This is a genomic window from Exiguobacterium sp. Helios (assembly GCF_014524545.1).
Taxonomy (GTDB): domain Bacteria; phylum Bacillota; class Bacilli; order Exiguobacteriales; family Exiguobacteriaceae; genus Exiguobacterium_A.
This window is the reverse complement of sequence record NZ_CP053557.1, coordinates 313128-334962: the sequence shown is the minus strand read 5'-3', so window position 1 is coordinate 334962 and position 21835 is coordinate 313128. Positions and strand designations below refer to the sequence as shown.

The 21835-nt window shown below is 49.6% G+C and carries 17 protein-coding genes, 8 tRNA genes and 3 rRNA genes; all 28 read right to left on the bottom strand.

Going from position 1 to position 21835, the window contains the following annotated elements; genetic code table 11:
* Positions 1-105 precede the first annotated feature (105 nt).
* The 28 genes from HNY42_RS01780 to HNY42_RS01645 all read right to left on the bottom strand — a co-directional run bounded on the left by HNY42_RS01780 (position 106) and on the right by HNY42_RS01645 (position 21834).
* Positions 106-181, bottom strand: a tRNA-Ala gene (locus HNY42_RS01780).
* Between the two features lie 21 nt (positions 182-202).
* Positions 203-279: transfer RNA gene (locus tag HNY42_RS01775), tRNA-Pro, on the bottom strand.
* A gap of 5 nt (positions 280-284) precedes the next feature.
* Positions 285-358 (bottom strand) — tRNA-Arg (locus HNY42_RS01770).
* Positions 359-388: 30 nt separating this feature from the next.
* Positions 389-475 (bottom strand) — tRNA-Leu (locus HNY42_RS01765).
* A 61-nt stretch (positions 476-536) separates the two neighbouring features.
* Positions 537-612, bottom strand: a tRNA-Thr gene (locus HNY42_RS01760).
* A gap of 15 nt (positions 613-627) precedes the next feature.
* A tRNA-Val gene (locus HNY42_RS01755) sits at positions 628-703 on the bottom strand.
* A 9-nt stretch (positions 704-712) separates the two neighbouring features.
* A 5S ribosomal RNA gene (gene rrf / locus HNY42_RS01750) occupies positions 713-828 on the bottom strand.
* Between the two features lie 93 nt (positions 829-921).
* A 23S ribosomal RNA gene (locus tag HNY42_RS01745) occupies positions 922-3836 on the bottom strand.
* Positions 3837-4001: 165 nt separating this feature from the next.
* Positions 4002-5563, bottom strand: a 16S ribosomal RNA gene (locus HNY42_RS01740).
* The 16S, 23S and 5S rRNA genes sit together here with 6 tRNA genes alongside, the layout of an rRNA operon.
* Positions 5564-5976: 413 nt before the next feature.
* On the bottom strand, positions 5977-7458 hold the full coding sequence (gene lysS / locus HNY42_RS01735) for a lysine--tRNA ligase (RefSeq protein WP_188005396.1): 1482 nt from the start codon (positions 7456-7458) through the stop codon (positions 5977-5979).
* Positions 7459-7624: 166 nt separating this feature from the next.
* Positions 7625-8620, bottom strand: coding sequence for a tRNA dihydrouridine synthase DusB (dusB, locus tag HNY42_RS01730; RefSeq protein WP_131504477.1), 996 nt, complete (start codon positions 8618-8620; stop codon positions 7625-7627).
* Complete coding sequence (gene folK, locus HNY42_RS01725) at positions 8607-9143, bottom strand: 2-amino-4-hydroxy-6-hydroxymethyldihydropteridine diphosphokinase (RefSeq protein ID WP_026826979.1); 537 nt, start codon at positions 9141-9143, stop codon at positions 8607-8609. Before folK ends, dusB begins: the two co-directional genes overlap by 14 nt.
* On the bottom strand, positions 9140-9511 hold the full coding sequence (gene folB, locus HNY42_RS01720) for a dihydroneopterin aldolase (protein ID WP_131973702.1): 372 nt from the start codon (positions 9509-9511) through the stop codon (positions 9140-9142). The genes folK and folB overlap by 4 nt, the downstream gene beginning before the upstream one ends.
* A 2-nt stretch (positions 9512-9513) precedes the next feature.
* The gene (folP, locus tag HNY42_RS01715; protein ID WP_131504478.1) at positions 9514-10305 is read right to left on the bottom strand and encodes a dihydropteroate synthase; all 792 of its coding nucleotides are present in this window, start codon (positions 10303-10305) and stop codon (positions 9514-9516) included.
* Positions 10302-11141, bottom strand: a complete 840-nt coding sequence (locus HNY42_RS01710; RefSeq protein WP_188004979.1) for an aminotransferase class IV — start codon at positions 11139-11141, stop codon at positions 10302-10304. The genes folP and HNY42_RS01710 overlap by 4 nt, the downstream gene beginning before the upstream one ends.
* A complete protein-coding gene (locus HNY42_RS01705) occupies positions 11125-11706 on the bottom strand; it encodes an anthranilate synthase component II (protein ID WP_131504480.1) in 582 nt (193 codons plus the stop codon). The genes HNY42_RS01710 and HNY42_RS01705 overlap by 17 nt, the downstream gene beginning before the upstream one ends.
* Positions 11703-13091 (bottom strand): anthranilate synthase component I family protein, encoded by a 1389-nt coding sequence (locus tag HNY42_RS01700; protein WP_131973687.1) that lies wholly within the window; start codon positions 13089-13091, stop codon positions 11703-11705. The genes HNY42_RS01705 and HNY42_RS01700 overlap by 4 nt, the downstream gene beginning before the upstream one ends.
* Positions 13092-13237: 146 nt before the next feature.
* On the bottom strand, positions 13238-14185 hold the full coding sequence (gene cysK, locus HNY42_RS01695; RefSeq protein WP_188004978.1) for a cysteine synthase A: 948 nt from the start codon (positions 14183-14185) through the stop codon (positions 13238-13240).
* 79 nt (positions 14186-14264) lie between these two features.
* A complete protein-coding gene (locus HNY42_RS01690; RefSeq protein WP_188004977.1) occupies positions 14265-14576 on the bottom strand; it encodes a SurA N-terminal domain-containing protein in 312 nt (103 codons plus the stop codon).
* Between the two features lie 12 nt (positions 14577-14588).
* The gene (gene hslO, locus HNY42_RS01685) at positions 14589-15515 is read right to left on the bottom strand and encodes an Hsp33 family molecular chaperone HslO (RefSeq protein ID WP_114597445.1); all 927 of its coding nucleotides are present in this window, start codon (positions 15513-15515) and stop codon (positions 14589-14591) included.
* A 10-nt stretch (positions 15516-15525) separates the two neighbouring features.
* On the bottom strand, positions 15526-16287 hold the full coding sequence (locus tag HNY42_RS01680) for a type III pantothenate kinase (RefSeq protein WP_131504484.1): 762 nt from the start codon (positions 16285-16287) through the stop codon (positions 15526-15528).
* A 213-nt stretch (positions 16288-16500) separates the two neighbouring features.
* Positions 16501-18507 (bottom strand): ATP-dependent zinc metalloprotease FtsH, encoded by a 2007-nt coding sequence (ftsH, locus tag HNY42_RS01675; RefSeq protein WP_188004976.1) that lies wholly within the window; start codon positions 18505-18507, stop codon positions 16501-16503.
* Between the two features lie 120 nt (positions 18508-18627).
* A complete protein-coding gene (hpt, locus tag HNY42_RS01670; RefSeq protein ID WP_012368964.1) occupies positions 18628-19173 on the bottom strand; it encodes a hypoxanthine phosphoribosyltransferase in 546 nt (181 codons plus the stop codon).
* Between the two features lie 33 nt (positions 19174-19206).
* Positions 19207-20451 (bottom strand): tRNA lysidine(34) synthetase TilS, encoded by a 1245-nt coding sequence (gene tilS / locus HNY42_RS01665; RefSeq protein WP_188004975.1) that lies wholly within the window; start codon positions 20449-20451, stop codon positions 19207-19209.
* Between the two features lie 78 nt (positions 20452-20529).
* A tRNA-Glu gene (locus tag HNY42_RS01660) sits at positions 20530-20601 on the bottom strand.
* A 9-nt stretch (positions 20602-20610) separates the two neighbouring features.
* A tRNA-Met gene (locus HNY42_RS01655) sits at positions 20611-20687 on the bottom strand.
* A 153-nt stretch (positions 20688-20840) separates the two neighbouring features.
* Positions 20841-21371: a S1 domain-containing RNA-binding protein gene (locus tag HNY42_RS01650; RefSeq protein ID WP_014969107.1), complete on the bottom strand. Its 531-nt coding sequence runs from the start codon at positions 21369-21371 to the stop codon at positions 20841-20843.
* Between the two features lie 82 nt (positions 21372-21453).
* Positions 21454-21834, bottom strand: coding sequence for an FtsB family cell division protein (locus tag HNY42_RS01645; RefSeq protein WP_114597442.1), 381 nt, complete (start codon positions 21832-21834; stop codon positions 21454-21456).
* Position 21835: the final 1 nt, after the last annotated feature.

The window sequence follows — 21835 nt, the reverse complement described above, 5'->3', positions numbered from 1 at the left end:
TGTGTGACCGAAGTCACGTTGACGAAGCTTGCGCTTCATTCATTGTTTGTATCCGAAGATACGTTTTTTGCCTCATCGTTCAGTTTTCAAAGTTCGTCATAAAAATGGTGGAGCCTAGCGGGATCGAACCGCTGACCTCCTGCGTGCAAGGCAGGCGCTCTCCCAGCTGAGCTAAGGCCCCATTAAGGGATTAAATTGAAGATGGTCGGGAAGACAGGATTCGAACCTGCGACCCCTTGGTCCCAAACCAAGTGCTCTACCAAGCTGAGCTACTTCCCGAAAAGTGCACCCTGAGAGATTCGAACTCCCGACCCCTTGATTCGTAGTCAAGTACTCTATCCAGCTGAGCTAAGGGTGCGGGGTAATTAATCAAACAGTGAAATTTAAATGGTACCGAGGGCCGGAATCGAACCGGCACGGGGAAACCCCCGCAGGATTTTAAGTCCTGTGCGTCTACCAGTTCCGCCACCCCGGCAGGGTGTTAAAAGGTAGCATCTACACTTTTTCAAGGTCGATGATGATATTTAAGGTGAAAATGGTGCCGGCAACAGGAGTCGAACCCGCGACCTACTGATTACAAGTCAGTTGCTCTACCAGCTGAGCTACACCGGCAAGTGTAATAAAAAATGGTGGAGGATGACGGGATCGAACCGCCGACCCTCTGCTTGTAAGGCAGATGCTCTCCCAGCTGAGCTAATCCTCCATATGTATCGCCTGGCAGCGTCCTATCCTCACAGGGGGAAGCCCCCAACTACTTTCGGCGTTCAAGTGCTTAACTTCCGTGTTCGGCATGGGAACGGGTGTGACCACTTGGCTATCGCCACCAGACATCTATGATCTTAACATTATGTTTCCATAACGTCAAGCACTTTTTTGAAAGGCTCGCGCCCTCAAAACTGAAGTCATCAACAATGCATCTGCTAGAACAAGGCCTCGACCGATTAGTATCACTCAGCTCCGCATGTCGCCATGCTTCCACCCGTGACCTATCTACCTCATCGTCTCTGAGGGGTCTTTCTTGATTACTCAAAGGGAAATCTCATCTTGGAGGGGGCTTCATGCTTAGATGCTTTCAGCATTTATCCCGTCCGCACGTAGCTACCCAGCGATGCTCCTGGCGGAACAACTGGTACACCAGCGGTGCGTCCATCCCGGTCCTCTCGTACTAAGGACAGCTCTCCTCAAATTTCCTGCGCCCACGACGGATAGGGACCGAACTGTCTCACGACGTTCTGAACCCAGCTCGCGTACCGCTTTAATGGGCGAACAGCCCAACCCTTGGGACCTACTCCAGCCCCAGGATGCGATGAGCCGACATCGAGGTGCCAAACCTCCCCGTCGATGTGGACTCTTGGGGGAGATCAGCCTGTTATCCCCAGGGTAGCTTTTATCCGTTGAGCGATGGCCCTTCCATGCGGAACCACCGGATCACTAAGCCCGACTTTCGTCCCTGCTCGACTTGTAGGTCTCGCAGTCAAGCTCCCTTCTGCCTTTGCGCTCTACGAATGATTTCCAACCATTCTGAGGGAACCTTTGGGCGCCTCCGTTACTGTTTAGGAGGCGACCGCCCCAGTCAAACTACCCGCCTGACACGGTCCTCCAGCCGGATGACGGCTGCGAGTTAGAGACTCTATGCATGAAGGGCGGTATCCCAAGGGTGACTCCTCCGAAGCTGGCGCTCCGGTCTCGACGTCTCCCGCCTATCCTGTACATCATGCACAAAGCCTCAATATCAGGCTGTAGTAAAGCTCCATGGGGTCTTTCCGTCCTGTCGCGGGTAACCTGCATCTTCACAGGTACTATGATTTCACCGGGTCTCTCGTTGAGACAGTGCCCAAATCGTTACGCCTTTCGTGCGGGTCGGAACTTACCCGACAAGGAATTTCGCTACCTTAGGACCGTTATAGTTACGGCCGCCGTTTACTGGGGCTTCGGTTCAAAGCTTCGCTTGCGCTAACCCATCCCCTTAACCTTCCAGCACCGGGCAGGCGTCAGCCCCTATACGTCATCTTGCGATTTAGCAGAGACCTGTGTTTTTGCTAAACAGTCGTTTGGGCCTATTCACTGCGGCTCTACTCATGTAGAGCGTCCCTTCTCCCGAAGTTACGGGACCATTTTGCCGAGTTCCTTAACGAGAGTTATCCCGCGCGTCTTAGAATTCTCATCCCGCCTACCTGTGTCGGTTTACGGTACTGGCACCTTCCACCTCACTAGAGGCTTTTCTTGGCAGTGTGAAATCGTGACCTTCGTCCCTACGGGACTCCGCATCGTTCCTCGACTTTGGTGCCTGACGGATTTGCCAATCAGACGGTCTCGAAACTTACACATGCACTTCCATCCGCATGCGTCACTATCCTCCTGCGTCCCCCCATTGTTCAAACGGTGGATCGGTGGTACAGGAATATCAACCTGTTATCCATCGCCTACGCCTTTCGGCCTCGGCTTAGGTCCAGACTAACCCTGAGCGGACGAGCCTTCCTCAGGAAACCTTGGGCTTTCGACGGAGGGGATTCTCACCCCTCTTTTCGCTACTCACACCGGCATTCTCACTTCCAAACGCTCCACTGCTCCTTACGGTACAGCTTCACAGCGGTTTGGAACGCTCCCCTACCATTCCTTACGGAATCCGCAGCTTCGGTGGTATGTTTAGCCCCGTTACATTTTCGGCGCGGCGCCACTCGACTAGTGAGCTATTACGCACTCTTTGAATGGTGGCTGCTTCTAAGCCAACATCCTAGCTGTCTAGGCAGCGCCACATCCTTTTCCACTTAACATACACTTTGGGACCTTAGCTGGCGGTCTGGGCTGTTTCCCTCTTGACTACGGATCTTATCACTCGCAGTCTGACTCCCGAGTATAAGTTGCCGGCATTCGGAGTTTAACTGAATTCGGTAACCCTGTGGGGGCCCCTAGTCCAATCAGTGCTCTACCTCCGGAACTCTCAACCTCGAGGCTAGCCCTAAAGCTATTTCGGGGAGAACCAGCTATCTCCAGGTTCGATTGGCATTTCACCGCTACCCACACCTCATCCCCGCACTTTTCAACGTGCGTGGGTTCGGACCTCCAGTCAGTGTTACCTGACCTTCATCCTGGACATGGGTAGATCACCTGGTTTCGGGTCTACGACAACGCACTATGGCGCCCTATTCAGACTCGCTTTCGCTACGGCTCCGCCTCATCAGCTTAACCTCGCGCGCTATCGTAACTCGCCGGTTCATTCTACAAAAGGCACGCCATCACCCATTAACGGGCTCTGACTACTTGTAGGCATACGGTTTCAGGATCTATTTCACTCCCCTTCCGGGGTGCTTTTCACCTTTCCCTCACGGTACTGGTTCACTATCGGTCACTAGGGAGTATTTAGCCTTGGGAGATGGTCCTCCCGGATTCCGACGGGGTTTCACGTGTCCCGCCGTACTCAGGATCCACTCTGGAGGGAAAACAGTTTCAGCTACAGGGCTGTCACCTTCTTCGGCCGACCTTTCCAGGTCGTTCACCTACTGTCTTCCTTTTTGACTCCGTATAGAGTGTCCTACAACCCCGGAGAGCATGCTCTCCGGTTTGGGCTGTTCCCGTTTCGCTCGCCGCTACTCAGGGAATCGCATTTGCTTTCTCTTCCTCCGGGTACTTAGATGTTTCAGTTCCCCGGGTCTGCCTCACGCTACACTATGTATTCATGTAACATGTCCCATCCCATTACGGATGGTGGGTTCCCCCATTCGGAAATCCTCGGATCAAAGCATACTTACTGCTCCCCGAAGCATATCGCTGTTCGTCGCGTCCTTCATCGGCTCCTAGTGCCAAGGCATCCACCGTACGCCCTTCATACCTTGATCTAGCATTTTGGTATTCTAAGAACACACGTCTAATGACATGGTTATAAAAATTTGATGTCTTGTTGATGTCTTCAGTTTTCAAGGTGCGAGTGTCTCTTGCGAGACTGAGAGACGAGCTCTCAAAACTGAACGATGGGCATGTCCCGTAAGGGACGTTTTCCTTAGAAAGGAGGTGATCCAGCCGCACCTTCCGATACGGCTACCTTGTTACGACTTCACCCCAATCATCTACCCCACCTTCGACGGCTGGCTCCTTGCGGTTACCTCACCGGCTTCGGGTGTTGCAAACTCTCGTGGTGTGACGGGCGGTGTGTACAAGACCCGGGAACGTATTCACCGCAGTATGCTGACCTGCGATTACTAGCGATTCCGACTTCATGCAGGCGAGTTGCAGCCTGCAATCCGAACTGGGAACGGCTTTCTGGGATTGGCTCCACCTCGCGGTCTCGCTGCCCTTTGTACCGTCCATTGTAGCACGTGTGTAGCCCAACTCATAAGGGGCATGATGATTTGACGTCATCCCCACCTTCCTCCGGTTTGTCACCGGCAGTCTCCCTAGAGTGCCCAACTGAATGCTGGCAACTAAGGATAGGGGTTGCGCTCGTTGCGGGACTTAACCCAACATCTCACGACACGAGCTGACGACAACCATGCACCACCTGTCACCCTTGTCCCCGAAGGGAAAACTTGATCTCTCAAGCGGTCAAGGGGATGTCAAGAGTTGGTAAGGTTCTTCGCGTTGCTTCGAATTAAACCACATGCTCCACCGCTTGTGCGGGTCCCCGTCAATTCCTTTGAGTTTCAGCCTTGCGGCCGTACTCCCCAGGCGGAGTGCTTAATGCGTTAGCTTCAGCACTGAGGGGCGGAAACCCCCCAACACCTAGCACTCATCGTTTACGGCGTGGACTACCAGGGTATCTAATCCTGTTTGCTCCCCACGCTTTCGCGCCTCAGCGTCAGTTACAGACCAAAGAGTCGCCTTCGCCACTGGTGTTCCTCCACATCTCTACGCATTTCACCGCTACACATGGAATTCCACTCTTCTCTTCTGTACTCAAGCCTTCCAGTTTCCAATGACCCTCCCCGGTTGAGCCGGGGGCTTTCACATCAGACTTAAAAGGCCGCCTGCGCGCGCTTTACGCCCAATAATTCCGGACAACGCTTGCCACCTACGTATTACCGCGGCTGCTGGCACGTAGTTAGCCGTGGCTTTCTCGCAAGGTACCGTCAAGGTACGAGCATTACCTCTCGTACTTGTTCTTCCCTTACAACAGAGTTTTACGATCCGAAAACCTTCATCACTCACGCGGCGTTGCTCCATCAGACTTTCGTCCATTGTGGAAGATTCCCTACTGCTGCCTCCCGTAGGAGTCTGGGCCGTGTCTCAGTCCCAGTGTGGCCGATCACCCTCTCAGGTCGGCTATGCATCGTCGCCTTGGTGGGCCATTACCCCACCAACTAGCTAATGCACCGCAAGGCCATCCCAAGGTGACGCCGGAGCGCCTTTCATCATCAGACCATGCGGTCTGAAGAACTATTCGGTATTAGCTCCGATTTCTCGGAGTTATCCCAATCCTTGGGGCAGGTTCCTTACGTGTTACTCACCCGTCCGCCGCTCATTCCCTTCACTTCCCTCCGAAGAGTTCCGTGAGCTTCCTGCGCTCGACTTGCATGTATTAGGCACGCCGCCAGCGTTCGTCCTGAGCCAGGATCAAACTCTCCATAAAGTGTTTGACTTGCTCGTTGTGTGACCGAAGTCACGTTGACGAAGCTTGCGCTTCATTCATTGTTTGTATCCGAAGATACGTTTTTTGCCTCATCGTTCAGTTTTCAAAGTTCGTCGTGTCGTTTTCAGCGACTTTATTATCTTACCAAGTCACCGACACGATTGTCAATAACTTTTCTGATATTTTTTTCGGTGTGTCACAACCATTTGCGGCACAAGAAGTAATATACCATGGGGTTTTTATTTGTACAAGTGTTTTATTAGAAAAACATTTAAAATAACCTTATTCCCGGTTTTCATAATGATTATTCTAATAAACACCTGATTAATTAAATGTTTTTATTAGATGAATAAAAGCAAAAATCCCCCCGCTTCCTTCTATATGAAGAAAGACGAGGGAATGACCGTTCCAAATTAGTTTTGTTGATGACGCATCGTTGGGAACAACAGTACATCGCGAATCGACGGAGAATTCGTCAATAACATGACGAGGCGGTCAATTCCGATTCCGAGTCCTCCAGTTGGCGGCATGCCATACTCGAGTGCTTCGATGAAGTCATTGTCCATTTCATGGGCTTCATCATTCCCTGCTTCTTTTTCAACTAGCTGGGCTTCGAAACGTTCCCGTTGATCGATTGGATCATTTAACTCCGTAAAGGCATTCGCATGCTCACGGCGGACGATGAACAATTCAAATCGATCCGTAAAACGAGGATCTTCCGGATTTTTCTTCGCAAGTGGTGAAATTTCAACCGGATGACCGTAGACGAATGTCGGCTGAACCAATGATTCTTCAATTTTCTGTTCGAAGAATTCATTAAGGATGTGTCCTGTCGTCATATGGGCTTGGACTTCCACACCATGCTCGTGTGCGAGTTCATGGGCACGCTCTTTTGAAATCTCTTCAAAGAAATCAACACCTGTTGCTTCTTTAACCAGATCCGCCATATGGGCACGTTTCCATCCGACAGACAAGTCGATTACATCTTCACCGTAAGTCACTTGTGTTGTTCCAAGGACTTCCTGTGCCACATGGGCAATCAGGTTTTCCGTCAAATTCATGATGTCGTTGTAATCCGCGTAGGCTTCATATAACTCAATCATCGTAAACTCAGGGTTATGGCGTGTCGAGATTCCTTCATTCCGGAAGACGCGACCGATTTCATAGACTTTTTCAAGTCCGCCGACAATCAAACGCTTGAGATGCAACTCAATCGCAATCCGCATGTATAGTGTCATATCAAGTGCATTGTGATGCGTAATGAACGGACGAGCTGACGCACCACCCGCAATCGTATGCAACATCGGTGTTTCAACTTCCAAGTATCCGAGGCTGTCGAGATACTGACGAATCCCGCGAATGACTTTACTGCGTGCGATGAACGTCTCACGCGATTCTGTATTCGTGATTAAATCGAGGTAACGCTGACGATAACGCTGTTCAACATCTTTTAGTCCGTGATATTTATCCGGAAGCGGACGTAGTGCTTTTGTCAGTAACGTAAACGACGTGACGTGAACCGATAGTTCGCCGACATTCGTTTTGAACACGTATCCGCTGATTCCAACGATGTCACCTAAATCACATGTTTTATAGATTTCGTACGCTTCTTCGCCAACATCGTCCTTACGTACATACAATTGGATTTGACCGTTTACGTCCTGGACGTTCGTAAAACCGACTTTCCCTTTACGGCGTGTCGTCATGACGCGACCCGCGATCGAGACGTCCGGCTTCAGTTCTGCCAATTCTTCTTTTTCGTGTTCGCCGTAAGCGGCACGAATACTTGTCGTATCTGTCGTACGTTCAAAACGGGCACCAAACGGATCGAGTCCTTGTTCACGCATGGCGTTCATCTTACCGAGACGCACCTGCATTTGATCGTTCATTTCCATGTCCTGACTCACTGTCTTCACTCCTTTTATAATGGTTCACGATGGTTTTTACTTCTTCGATGAAAAAGCTGCCGGTATGACCGACAGCTCTTAGCAAAACCGATTCGCTCATCTTCAATGGCATTAGCGTACCATAAAACGGGTTAGCCCGACTATACTTTACCTGTTACACATGTACTGCATTCGTTTCCAATGTTTCGACATACGCATGCAGCAACTTTTGCAGTCCGGCATGGGTCTCTGTATCGAATAATGCTTTACGAACATGCCCGTTGCCGCTTAACCCTTTTAAGTACCAGGCGACATGGGTTCTCATTTCCCGCACCGCAAGCGCCTCTCCTTTAAGTGCGACAAGACGTTCGGCATGCAGGAGACAAATATCAATCTTCTCACGTGGTGTCGGCTCCGCCGGTAACGTTCCGGATTCAAGATACTGGATCGTCTGATACAGCATCCACGGATTCCCGAGTGCAGCCCGACCGATCATGACACCGTCTACTCCGATCTCATCAATCATCCGTTGGGCGTCTTGCGGCGTCTGGACATCTCCGTTACCGATAATCGGAATGTTGACTGCCCGCTTCGCTTCACCGATGATATTCCAGTCGGCGACACCTTCATATTTTTGTGAACGGGTCCGGCCATGGATCGCGACCGCTTTCGCCCCTCCGGCTTCCGCAGCCCGGACATTGTCGACACAATAAATATGATGGCTGTCCCATCCCGTCCGCATCTTAACCGTGACAGGTTTATCAACCGCTTGGGAGACGGCATGAACCATCTCGTAGACTTTATCCGGATCAAGCAGCCACTTGGCACCAGCGTCACACTTCGTCACTTTTGGTACAGGACATCCCATGTTGATGTCAATGATGTCCGCATTCGTATTGGCATCGACATACTGAGCCGCTTGGACCAACGTTTCCTTCGATCCGCCGTAAATCTGTAAACTGAGCGGTTTTTCCCGATCGTCCACGTATAACATCTGCATCGTCCGTTCATTTTCATAAAGGATTCCTTTATCACTGACCATTTCTGCACAGACGAGGCCTGCCCCGAATTCTTTTGCGATCAAACGAAACGCAGGATTACAGACACCCGCCATCGGTGCTAAAATGACACGGTTATTCAATTCGACTTCTCCAATTTTAAATCCTGTCATTCTTTTTTTCCCTTCTTCCTTCAATCGATCCCGACTCAATCCGTCTGACATCTGTTCGTTCTGTTTCCGGTAAATCCTGATAGAGTTCAGCAACCGTCCGATTTAAACCGGGAACAATATAAGAGGATACGAGTTCGTCCAGCGGAGCCAATACGAATGCCCGATCCTGCATACGTGGATGCGGTACTGTCAGTCCATCCATATGAATCATCTCACTGTTATATAAAAGGATATCGAGATCTAGTGTCCGCGGCCCATTTTTAAACAGACGTTTTCTTCCTTCCTGCTGTTCAATCTGTTGGAGAACGTCCAACAGTTGTTCCGCCGGCAAATCTGTCTCCAGTTCAATCACCATATTATAAAACAGATCTTGATCAGTATAGCCGACAGGAGCCGTCTCATAAACAGATGAAGGACGGATTGCCTGTGTCGTCGGAAGATGACGCAGAGCGTCAATCGCAGCTGCCAAATGTCCCGCTTTATCACCGATATTCGATCCCAGTGCGACGTAGGCACGATTCATGCATAATCGCCCCGCTTCCGGTGGATTTCAACGGCAACATGTTCATAATGTCCCGCAATCGGCGGATCCGGTTTAATGACCTTGATCGTCGTCTCAAGAATTCGGGAATCGAGTAACAGCACCTGCTCTGCAATCCGGTCTGCGAGCGCTTCGACGAGTTGCAACGGCTTCCCCTCGACGACCTGCTTCGTGACTTCGTACAACTCCGCATAATTGACACTTTCGCGTAAATCATCCGTCTTACCGGCAATTGATAAATCAAGACCAATCGTCAGGTCGACGTTAAAGCGTTGACCCAACTTCGTTTCTTCTGCAAACACACCATGGTATCCGTAAAAACGCATACCGGTCACCTGTATCCGATCCATCATCATTCTCCTCCCGGTAATTCCGCAGCCAACATCGTATCCATCATAACGGCTGCCCGTTTGACCGCCTGCACATCATGCACCCGCATCCATTCACATCCTTGTTGAATACCGTAGCAGACTGTCGCAATCGTCCCTTCGACACGCTGATCCGCTGGCAAGCCAAGCGTCAGACCAATCATTGACTTCCGGGATGTCCCAAGCAGGACCGGATAACCAAAGTCCGTAGTAATCGACAGATGACGCATTAAAAATAGGTTTTCTTGATGCGTCTTCATGAAGCCGATCCCGGGATCCAACCAGATGTGGTTTTCTGACACTCCGGCTTGTTTCGCCAATCGAATCGAATCTTCCAAATCGGCCCGTACTTCAGCCAGCATATCCGGTCCATGAGGTTCTAAGCGGTTGTGCATTAAAATAATCGGGACGTCATGCCGGGCTGCCACCTCGACCATCGAGCCGTCCCCCCACTTCGATCCCCAGACGTCGTTGATGATGTCTGCCCCGGCACGAACAGCGGCTTCGGCGACTTCCGGTTTATACGTATCAATCGACACCAATATATCCAGTTCACGTTTCAAGCGTCGAATAACCGGGACAACACGGTCGATTTCGTCTTCAGCCGAGACAAATGAAGCGCCCGGTCTCGTCGATTCACCGCCGACATCAATCGCGTCCGCTCCATCCGCGACGAGTTGTTTCGCATGCCGGACTGCTTGTTCGATATCCACATAGTTTCCACCATCAGAAAAGGAATCCGGTGTCACGTTGAGAATCCCCATGATTTTAGTCATCCTTTTTCCCTCCTTGACCACTTCGACTGGACGGCATCATCAAACAATCTCCGGACTGCTTGATATCCGTGTCCTTCGAGACCCGGGAATATTCGACCATCCAAGGAAGAGACCGCGACCGCTTCTTGAACCGAGTTCGTATAAAGAATTTCATCCGCTTCCGTCAATTGCGGCAACAATGCCAGTCGTTCCTCGACAGGCAACTCTTCCATCAGGAATTGACGGGTGATACCATTGAGGGCACCTGTCTCAAGTGGTGGCGTATACCATCTTTCTCCGTAACGCCAAAAGATATTGGACGTGATGCCTTCACAGATGAAACCGTCTTTTGTCAAAAAGAGGCCTTCCGCCTCTTGATTAAACAACTGACGTTTGGCGACCAAATTGTTCATGTAGTGATGTGATTTCAACCGATAACTTGTTTCCGGTGTACTCCGGGGCAAACGAACGGTTTCAAGCGCCCGTTCCGCCATCTGTCTGGAACCGATCGATTTCGCATACAACAGAACGGTCGGCTGCTCATACGGTTCAATCGAAAGACCGATTTCACGGGCACCGGCAGAGACGTTTAAGCGGAAGTACAGATCTCCCATTCCATGCACACGACACAACGCTTCAACAGCCGCCAATAGTTCATCAAGTCTGTAAGGTAATTTGATACCGATTGCCGCGCAACTCATCTGGAGACGCTCGATGTGATCATCAAAGAGAAACGGGTGACCCGCGTACGTCCGAAATGTCTCGAAGACCCCCATCCCGTACAAATACCCATGATCGAGCGGCGAGATGCGTACGTCTTCTTCTTGTTTTATCTGTCCATCATGCCAAAGATACATAGTGTGTCAACTCCAAAAAGTTTTTTAACATCTGTTTCCCGTCACGTGTCAAAATCGCTTCCGGATGGAACTGGACGCCGACGATCGGCAACTCCTTATGACGAAGGGCCATGATTTCCCCGTCTGCTTCTGCCGTCATCGTCAAGGCGTCCGGGAAACTTTCGCGTTCGACGACAAGCGAATGATAGCGCGTCACCGGTGTCTCCTGTTCAATTCCGGCAAACATGCCGGAACCGTCATGGGTAAGCAAAGACACTTTCCCGTGCATCAATGTCTTTGCCCGGACCACCTTTCCACCAAACACTTGACCGATTGCCTGATGCCCAAGGCAGACACCGAGGATCGGCAGACGACCGGCAAAGTAACGGATGGCTTCCAAACTGATTCCGGCTTCGTTCGGAGTGCATGGTCCTGGGGAAATAACCAAATGATCCGGAGCGAGTGCTTCAATTTCTTCAATCGTAATTGCGTCATTTCGAAAAACACGGATCTCTTGTCCAAGCTCTCCAAAGTACTGTACTAAGTTATACGTAAATGAATCATAATTATCGATCAGTACAATCATGTCGTTCCCTCCGCTAATTCTTTGGCGACCCAAAGCGCCTTCGCCTTACTGAGTGATTCTTCATATTCGCTTTCCGAGTCGGAATCTGTCACGATTCCGGCTCCCGCCTGAATATACGCCATCCCGTCTTTTGCGACAAGCGTCCGAATCAAGATGTTGAAAATCGCATCATCCGCCCAGCTGATAAAACCGAGTGAGCCGGTATAAATTCCCCGGCGGACCGGTTCAAGCTCTTCAATGATTTCCATCGTCCGGATTTTAGGCGCTCCCGTGATCGTTCCCCCTGGAAACATCGCAGCAAGGACACTGCTTCCGGTTTCGCCTTCCGCAATCTCTCCCCGAACGTTTGAGACGATATGCTGGACGTGGGAATATTTTTCGATGACCATCAATTCATCAACATGAACGGAACCGTACTCGCTGACGCGCCCTAAATCATTCCGCTCGAGATCGACGAGCATCACGTGTTCCGCCCGTTCCTTCTCGTTGTCGAGTAACGTTTTGGCTAGTGCAAAATCTTCTACCTCGTCTTTCCCGCGCGGCCGTGTTCCGGCAATCGGGCGGGTCGCGAGCGATGAACCGATCTTTTCGACCAATAATTCCGGAGACGCTGAAACGAGTACCAACTCTTCGTCCGCAAAATAACCCATGTAGGGCGACGGATTGACCATTCGTAACACATCATAGATATGCGCCGGTGTCGTCCGCAATGGTTCCTGCTGACGGACAGCAAGGTTCACCTGAAAGACATCGCCCGCTTCGATGTAACGTTTGATCCGGTCTGCTGCCTCTATAAAAGCGGACCGTTCAAACGAACGTCCACGGTCTAGCTGATTTTCGTACGGTGCCGCGAACACCGGGACCGGACACGGCTGACGCCATGACACGACTTCCGTTGCCAAAGCAAGTGTTGCTTCCGCTTCCGTATCCCGTGTGACGGCTACAAATAACCGTTCCGCCTGATGATCGAAAACGGCGACCTCATCATACCAGTAAAGCGAGAGATCGGCTGTTGTCAAATCATCCTCCGCCTGTTCCGGCAACCGTTCGAGATAGCGGACGGCATCGTAACTGACATATCCGGCCAATCCTCCGAAAAACGGCGGCATTCCTGCCGGACGAGCCGATGCGTAACGAGCGCGTATTTCTTCCAACAGTATAAACGGCGCCTCTGTTCGTTGCTTTTGCTCCCCGGCTTCTTGAATCGTTGTCACTCCGTTTTTCGTACGGATATGTCCGACAGGTCGGACTCCCGCCATCGTATAAGATCCGATACGGCCACTTTCGAGCCAGACATGTCCTGTCTGTCCTGCCGTCAATTCCACATACCGGTTATAAAATTGTTCCTTTGTCCATGTAAATGATTCGTATACTGTCTGTCGCACGAGCGTTCCCCCACTTCCGAACTATTCTGCTCTCATTATACGCAAAAAATCGGACAGGCGGAGGACTCAAACATAAGTCGCTTGCCCCGCCCAAATAAAAAGAGGTCCATTCCTTTACATCGGAATGAACCTCTCGGTTAAAAAAATTACAGTTTTGAACTGTCCGCCTCTTCTTCCACTTGATACAGTGGTGTGCTGAGGTAACGTTCTCCGTTCGACGGGATGATGGCGAGAACCGTTTTCCCTTTGCCTAGACGCTTCGCTGTTTTTAAGGCAGCCGCAATCGCAGCTCCGGAAGAAATACCACCAAGAACGCCGTTCGACTTCGCTGCACGACGGGCATGATCAAACGCTTCTTCCGTCGTCACCTGCTCGACACTGTCATAAATCTTAGTATCCAGAATCGACGGAACGAATCCGGCTCCGATTCCCTGCAATTTATGGGGACCCGGTTTTCCGCCTGAAAGAACAGGAGAATCGGTTGGTTCAACCGCAATGATTTCAATGCCCTGGAAAGCCTCGCGCAATACTTTTCCCGCCCCTGTGATCGTACCGCCCGTACCGATACCGGCGATGAACGCATCAAGTGTCAATCCTTCAAATGCTTCAACGATTTCCGGTCCAGTCGTCTTTTCATGAACAACAGGGTTTGATTCATTATTGAACTGTTGCGGCATGAAATAACCATGTTCTTCCGCTTCTGCCGTCGCTCGAGCAATCGCACCCTTCATTCCTTCTGGACCGGGTGTTAAAATCAACTCCGCACCGTACGCACGAAGAAGAGTTCGACGTTCCATGCTCATCGTTTCCGGCATGACGAGAATCGAACGGTATCCTTTAGCAGCAGCGACCATTGCCAGTCCGATTCCCGTGTTGCCACTTGTCGGTTCAATGATCGTATCGCCTGCTTTTAAGTGACCCGCTGACTCTGCTGATTCGATCATCGCTAGAGCGATCCGGTCTTTGACGCTTGACCCCGGATTCATATATTCCAATTTCAGGTACACGTCCGCATCTTCCGGTCCTGTTAAATGATTTAATTTAACAATCGGCGTGCGGCCGACTAAATCCAATACTGAATTCGCAATGCGCATGACCATTCCTCCTCATAATGAAAAGCTTTAATTCCAAGTAATCCGATAGATCAATTATCCACGGACTGGATGAAAATTGTCAATCAAAGCGCTTTACTGTCGGCTTCGATCCGTTTTCCGACTGTTTTTCGACTGCTTCCTGAATCAGACGGTCGAGGGTTTCTTTTTCATGCCCCTTACGCATTGTCTGATACAGGTCGGCACGCGTAATCTCTTCATCTCCGACCGACGCGACGACATCCTCAAGCGGTCCGCCGATACTGTCCTGGACAATCTTCGGTGAATCGACTTTCGGCAATTCGCCCATGAATGCATACGCACCCGTCATAAAATTCGTCAGCAACAAAATGAAAATCAACATCCACAAGTACTTAGAGTTTACAGTTCCCATTTTCAGACCCTCTTATGCTCTTTCGAGTGATTTTTCGCGAAGTGATTGTAATTCTTCGACATCGTATTGGTAATGTTCCGAACAGAAGTGGCAAACGGCTTCCGCGCCACCATCTTCGTCAATCATCGCTTGAATCTCATCGGGTCCTAGTGCGACGATTGCAGTTGCTAACTTTTCACGTTCGCACGTACAGTTGAACGCAACCGGAATCGTATCCAGCACTTCAAACGTTTCACCCAGTACAAGACTCAACATCTCTTCCGGTGTTTTTTCTTCACCGACAAGAATCGAGATCGGTTTTAACGCCGCAACACGTTGTTCAAGTGCCGCAATCGTTTCTTCCGATGCACCCGGCATCAATTGAACAATCAAGCCGCCCGCTGCGATGACCGACTCATCTTCCGGATAAACAAGAACACCTGCTCCAACGACAGACGGACTTTGCTCCGACACGGCGAAGTAATACGTAAAGTCTTCACTGATTTCACCTGTCTGAATCGGAGACTGACCACCGACGAAATCACGTAGACCTAAATCTTTGATGACGGAAATATTTCCGCGGCCGACCGCATCGCCAACCTTTAATTTTGTCAAACCATCACTGTTGACGTACGTATCCATCTCGACACGCGGGTGGCTGACATATCCCCGCACTTGTCCTTTTGCATCGGCATCGACGATGATTTTTCCGATTGGACCATCACCTTCGACTTTTAATGTGACACGGGTATCGCCTTTTTGCATCGTTCCCATCATGGCACCGATCGTCAATGTCCGACCGAGTGCTGCCGTGACGACCGGTGTCGTCTGATGACGGAGTTGTGCTTCGTACACCGTTTTTGTTGAACGGATTGCAAAGGCACGGACTTCTCCGTTAAACCCTAATGCTCTTACCAAATAATCATCTTTTAATTGTGCTAATAATTCTTCACGTTTCATTCGTTTTCCCTCACTTATTTCGTTCGTAGATAATCCGCAACCCGTCAAGCGTCAAAAATGGATCGACGATTTTAATCGTTGCAGATTCCTCACTGATTAGTCGGGCGAGTCCACCTGTCGCAATGACAGTTGCCTCTCCCATTTCTTCTTTCATCCGATGGACGAGTCCATCGACTTGCGCGACGTAGCCGAAATACGTTCCGGACTGCATCGCATGTACGGTATTGCGGCCAATCGTTGACTGCGGTTTGGCAATTTCAATCCGCGGTAATTTAGCCGCCTTATTATAAAGTGCTTCTGTCGACACCATGACACCCGGTGAAATGATTCCACCGTAATAGCGTTTTTTTGCATCGATATAACAATAGGTCGTTGCCGTTCCAAAATCAACGATGATCAAAGGACCATCATATTTGACCGTCGCTGCGACGGCATTGACGATCCGGTCGGCTCCCACTTCTCTTGGATTGTCGACTTTCAGGTCAAGTCCTGTCTTGATTCCAGGCCCGATTACGAATGGGCGCCGGTTGAAATAACGGACGCACATGTTTTCAAGCGGAAACACGACAGGGGGTACGACAGATGATAACACGATTCCCTCAATATCTTCCACGTTTAACTCTGCATCTCGAAACAGGGCTTTCACCAACATCCCATATTCATCGGTCGTCCGCGTCCGGTCCGTCGCAATCCGCCAATGCTCGACAAGTGTTTGTTCGTCATATACTCCAAGTACGATATTCGTATTTCCTACATCGATTACTAAAATCATCTGATTCCCCACTTTTCTCTGACGATAACTGATTCTATACGTTGTGATTATACCACGCAGTTTAGGCATCACCTATCGAAGTGCGCACTGCGGCTTGGTACTTCCACAAAAAAAGGTCAGCACCCCGGTTGGGAATGCTGACCTCTCGCTCGAACGAATCATCCGTCTTATTCCTATCGTCACCCCGGTCGATTAGACCGGGAAGATAGAAAATCAGATTTGATCATCCCGACGTGGTTGACCTGATTTTTCCGTATCGACATTTTGTCCTTCGTCGATGACAGAGCCGCGTTGCGTTGGAGATTCTGTCGGTTGATCGATGACAGGTGTCGTCGATTCCGGCGTTTTCTCGTCTGCTTTCGGTTCTGTAATGGCCGCAGGCTCATGTTTTTTATATTCGCCTGTCTCTAAGAGATGGTGAATTTGTTTTTGATCCAGTGTTTCGACTTCAAGTAACGTCGTCGCAATCAAATCAAGCTGATCGCGTTTCTCCGTCAAGATCGTCTTCGCCTTTTGGTAACAACGGTTGATGATCGCTTGAATTTCCATGTCAATTTCATGGGCAATCGCATCTGAATAGTTCTGTTCGTTTTGGAAGTCACGTCCTAAGAAGACATTTCCACCTTGACCGGAACCAAACTGAAGCGGTCCGAGTTTTTCACTCATCCCAAACTCCATGACCATCTTACGGGCAAGTCCTGTCGCACGTTGGAAGTCATTGCTTGCGCCAGTGGAAGCTTCACCAAAGACGACATCTTCCGCGACACGACCACCAAGTAATCCGGTGATCTTGTCTTCAAGTTCCGGTTTCGTCATGAAGTAACGATCTTCTTTTGGAAGCATGATGACGTAACCGCCTGCATTACCACGAGGAACGATCGTTACCTTATGCACTTCATCCGCATCATCGAGTGTGACACCGATGATGGTATGACCCGCTTCGTGCCATGCCACAATTTTTTTCTCTTTCGGTGAAATGATCCGACTCTTCTTCGCAGGACCTGCGATGACGCGGTCGATCGCTTCTTCCAAATCAACGATTGAAATCTTATCACGGTCTGTACGGGCTGCGATAAGTGCCGCTTCGTTCAACAGGTTTTCAAGATCTGCACCTGAGAAACCTGGTGTACGTTGCGCGATGGCTTTCAAATCAACTGTCGTATCGAGTGGCTTGTTGCGTGCGTGTACTTTAAGAACTGCTTCACGTCCGACGACATCTGGACGCTCAACCGTGATTTGACGGTCAAAACGGCCTGGACGGAGTAAAGCGGGGTCCAAAATGTCCGCACGGTTAGTAGCTGCGATCATGATGATGCCTTCGTTTTCACTGAATCCATCCATCTCAACAAGAAGTTGGTTCAATGTTTGTTCGCGCTCATCGTGTCCGCCGCCAAGACCGGCGCCACGTTGGCGACCAACGGCATCGATTTCATCGATGAAGATGATACATGGTGCATTTTTCTTCGCGTTTTCAAACAAGTCACGGACACGTGATGCCCCGACCCCGACAAACATCTCAACGAAGTCAGAACCTGAAATCGAGAAGAACGGGACGCCGGCTTCGCCAGCTGCTGCACGGGCAAGCAATGTTTTACCTGTACCTGGAGGACCTACAAGGAGGACACCTTTAGGAATACGGGCACCTAGACGGGCAAACTTGCGTGGATCTTTCAAGAATTCAACAACCTCAACGAGTTCTTGTTTCTCCTCATCCGCTCCTGCCACGTCGTCAAACGTAATCTTTTTCTTTTCTGTATCATACAGGCGCGCCTTCGATTTACCGAAGTTCATGACACGGCCACCGCCGCCGCCACCTTGTGCTTGATTAATCAGGAAGAAGAATAGGATGAAGATGATGATGAATGGCACGATTGTCGTCAACAGCGCAATCCAACCACCGTTTGTTTCTGCTGCTTTGAAGTCCATCTTGACGTTTTGGCTACGCAATTGCGTATACAAATCCGTCAGTTCTGTATCAACAGCCGGTACGACCGTTTCATATGTCGTATCTTTTTCACGTAATTCACCTGTGACATTGTACGTCTGTCCCTCATACTGGAACGTCGCCGTCTTCACATCACCTTTTTCAACAGACTCGACAAACTGTGTGTAATTGATTTCTTTGCTTTTGTTCACTGGACTCTGCAAGTATTGCAGAAACAAGATCAAAGCTAGAAAAATGACCCCAAACACAAGGGTATTCTTCACTGCTCGGTTCATCGTAGGCCTCCTCTCCGCATCAACTGATTGATTTTCTTCAATCGATACGAATCCTAACGCGGCAAAGCGCGCTTTGTAATTGGTTTTATCTTATCATGTGACAGTCAAGATTAAAAATAATTAGCCGCCGTAGACTGCTGGTTTCAAGACACCAACATAAGGAAGGTTACGATATTTTTCTTCATAGTCAAGACCATAACCAACAACGAACTCATGTGGAATGACAAAACCGCTGTAATCCGCATGTAAATCGTTTTTACGACCACTTGGCTTATCCAGCAATGTTACGATTTTTACCGACTTCGCTTTCCGGTATTTAAACAGGTCCACGAGGTAGCCTAATGTTAATCCGCTGTCGATGATATCTTCGACAATCAGGATGTCACGACCTTCTACGGATGTGTTTAAATCCTTCTCAATCTTCACTTCACCTGTCGATGTCGTACCGCCGTGATACGTCGAGACATCCATGAAGTCCATTTCAAGATGCATGTCCATCTTTTTGACGAGATCTGACATGAACGGCATTGCGCCTTTCAGGACACAAACGAGGAGCGGGAAACGATCTCCGTAATCCGCTGTCAGTTCACCCGCGAGTTCACCGACTTTATGTTGGATCTCTTCTTCTGAAATCAGTACTTTTTCCATATCATTCATTAAGGTCATACTAGGTATTCCTCCTCCATTTTAAACACTACATTACCATTCTATCATTAAACACGATTCTGCGAGGAGTTCAAATGACCCGAATATTGCAATTCGATGTCCGATGACCGCCAGAACTTGCCCTGTCGCATCGACGACAACCGGAATTTCCGTCCGTAACCCCCGTGGAACCTTCGCATCCACAAGAATCCGGCTCACTTTTTTCGTACCGACCGCTAACCGGATCCGGTCACCGGGTAAGGGCTGTCGAATCGTCAGTGGAAAACGGATGGCTGAAAATGGAATACCGGTCGCCGAACGTGAGAACACAATCGTTTGTTCACCATAATGATAAGTGCCCAAATCAATTCCCACTTCCAATGCTTCCGGGAGCAGGTGCTTTCTCGGACAACGGACACATGTCACGTAGCCATATGTACGCTGTATCCTCCAGTTTCCATAATACACTTCGCCGGACGGCATATCTACTCGTAACAATGCCAAAAATTGATTGTATTCCTCGGAAGTAAAGTCACGGTCCGGTAATAAGGCACGCAGGACAAGCCGCTTGAAGTCTGAAGGGAGTGTTTGAATCGCTTCAAGAGGAAGCCCGCGGTCCGTCATCCGTTCTTTGACAAAGGACGTGACGTACGTGAAATGTTCCTGTTTTTGTTCATGACGAGATATCGCCGCCTGAACCGTTGCTTCTTCATAACCCGGGCGAAGTTCCGCAAGCCATGGCAGGATCCGGTGCCGCATCTGATTCCGGAGATATTTCGTTCCGGCATTCGTCTCGTCTTCATACCATGTCACGTAATGGGTTCTTGCATAGTCATACAGTTGTTGTTTGGAGTACGTCAACAACGGACGATGAATCTGTCCCGTCGCAAAAGAACGGATCCGGGGAATGCCGTCGACGCCTGCTTCCCCTCGGATCAACTGGATCAACAACGTCTCCAATTGATCGTCCCGGTGGTGTGCGAGCACAAGATGCCGCCGTCCGGTCTCAGCCATGACGTCTTGAAAAAAGGCATAACGCCTCGCCCGGCAAGCCGCCTGGCTCGGTGTTTGATCATCCCATGCGAGTCGTGTCATCCGAAAAGCCACTTGTCTCGCATCCGCCCAAGCGCGGACCGCTTCTGCTTCTTCGTCCGATTCTTCGCGCAGACCATGATGAACATGAACAATCATTAGATCATGATTCGCTTCATACAAAAGATGTGCCAGTACCATTGAATCACAGCCGCCGGAAACAGCAACCAACAACGGTTCCTTTGGAAGATTAATCTCGAATCCCATGCCTGGTCCCCCTTGATCCATAAATGACTTAAACGAAAAAAGCTACCTCTATATAATAGAGATAGCTTTTTTACAGAATGACCCGTACGGGAATCGAACCCGTGTTACCGCCGTGAAAGGGCGGTGTCTTAACCGCTTGACCAACGGGCCAAAAAAATATGGTAGCGGCGGAGGGAGTCGAACCCACGACCTCACGGGTATGAACCGTACGCTCTAGCCAGCTGAGCTACACCGCCATATTTTGAACGCGTGCGTCTTAAGCACATTTTCTATAATACGGTGGAGTCAAATAATTGTCAACGCTTTTCATAAAAATAATTTCAAAAAAATAAAAGATGGAATGAACAGCGTCATTCCATCTCTATTCTTATAAAGAACAGGTCAGCAAGTTATTGACGTTTAGCACCGCGTCCGCCACGTTTTGAATCGGTTTGTCGTTTCAATGTCGCAAGACGATCTTCACTATCTTTGAGGAAACTAGTCATCAACGTATCGAACGTTTGCTCTTTACGTGGAGCTGGTGCGCCACGGCCACCTTTGTTAAAGCCGCCACGGTTTCCACCGCCGCCGCTTCCACCACGCGGTCCTTTGTTATCGAACGGACGTGGTCCACGGTCTTGACCTGCCGGACGTGGTCCGCGATCAAATTGACGAGCTGGAGGACGAGGACGTTCGCCTTCTGGACGATCGACTGCTTTCTTAATTGAAAGACCAATCTTCCCGTCGTTCTCTACACTCAACACTTTAACCGTGATTTCTTGTCCGACTGTCAAGACATCATTGATATCTTTGACGTAAGAATCTGCTACTTCACTGATGTGAACAAGACCTGTCTTACCCGTCGGTAATTCTACGAACGCGCCGAAATTGGTGATGCCTGTAACTTTCCCTTGTACTTTGCTGCCTACTTCAATCGACATAAATTGTATTGCTCCTTTTTAGTTGATTCTTTCTTATTATACGAGTGATTCTACATTTTTTCAATCAATCGACAACCTTCGTTTAATCTTCCGGTGAAAAATAGAAAATCGTTTCGCCTTTTTTCGAGTACAGCAGTTCACTTCTCGCTAAGTTCGCAACATATTTCTTATCATTCAATCGTTCAATCTCTTCTTTCAGACGAACTGTTTCTTTTTCTGCTTTCGCCTGTTCTTGGTTCGCAACCTGAAACGACTGCTTCTGTTCAGCGATCAGTTGTTGTTTTTCGATATATGACCACCCCATCAGGGACAGGACAATAAGAAAAATCGACATACAGACTAAGAAGCGCCTCTTCAGACGTAAACGGTTTTCGATTGCATTTTGACTCAACTGTTTTTTCCGGTCATTAAGCGGTTTGATCTTGGGCGGTGTATCACGCCCTGATTCCAACGGTGCTGGCATA

Coding starts and splice junctions, on each gene's coding strand:
- HNY42_RS01690 (WP_188004977.1), bottom strand. CDS start 14,576: ATGGGAACTGTAAACTCTAAGTACTTGTGGATGTTGATTTTCATTTTG.
- lysS (WP_188005396.1), bottom strand. CDS start 7,458: ATGGAAATGAACGATCAAATGCAGGTGCGTCTCGGTAAGATGAACGCC.
- cysK (WP_188004978.1), bottom strand. CDS start 14,185: ATGCGCATTGCGAATTCAGTATTGGATTTAGTCGGCCGCACGCCGATT.
- dusB (WP_131504477.1), bottom strand. CDS start 8,620: ATGACAGGATTTAAAATTGGAGAAGTCGAATTGAATAACCGTGTCATT.
- hpt (WP_012368964.1), bottom strand. CDS start 19,173: ATGACCTTAATGAATGATATGGAAAAAGTACTGATTTCAGAAGAAGAG.
- hslO (WP_114597445.1), bottom strand. CDS start 15,515: ATGAAACGTGAAGAATTATTAGCACAATTAAAAGATGATTATTTGGTA.
- HNY42_RS01705 (WP_131504480.1), bottom strand. CDS start 11,706: ATGATTGTACTGATCGATAATTATGATTCATTTACGTATAACTTAGTA.
- ftsH (WP_188004976.1), bottom strand. CDS start 18,507: ATGAACCGAGCAGTGAAGAATACCCTTGTGTTTGGGGTCATTTTTCTA.
- tilS (WP_188004975.1), bottom strand. CDS start 20,451: ATGGGATTCGAGATTAATCTTCCAAAGGAACCGTTGTTGGTTGCTGTT.
- HNY42_RS01680 (WP_131504484.1), bottom strand. CDS start 16,287: ATGATTTTAGTAATCGATGTAGGAAATACGAATATCGTACTTGGAGTA.
- HNY42_RS01710 (WP_188004979.1), bottom strand. CDS start 11,141: ATGTATCTTTGGCATGATGGACAGATAAAACAAGAAGAAGACGTACGC.
- folK (WP_026826979.1), bottom strand. CDS start 9,143: ATGAATCGTGCCTACGTCGCACTGGGATCGAATATCGGTGATAAAGCG.
- folP (WP_131504478.1), bottom strand. CDS start 10,305: ATGACTAAAATCATGGGGATTCTCAACGTGACACCGGATTCCTTTTCT.
- HNY42_RS01650 (WP_014969107.1), bottom strand. CDS start 21,371: ATGTCGATTGAAGTAGGCAGCAAAGTACAAGGGAAAGTTACAGGCATC.
- HNY42_RS01645 (WP_114597442.1), bottom strand. CDS start 21,834: ATGCCAGCACCGTTGGAATCAGGGCGTGATACACCGCCCAAGATCAAA.
- folB (WP_131973702.1), bottom strand. CDS start 9,511: ATGGATCGGATACAGGTGACCGGTATGCGTTTTTACGGATACCATGGT.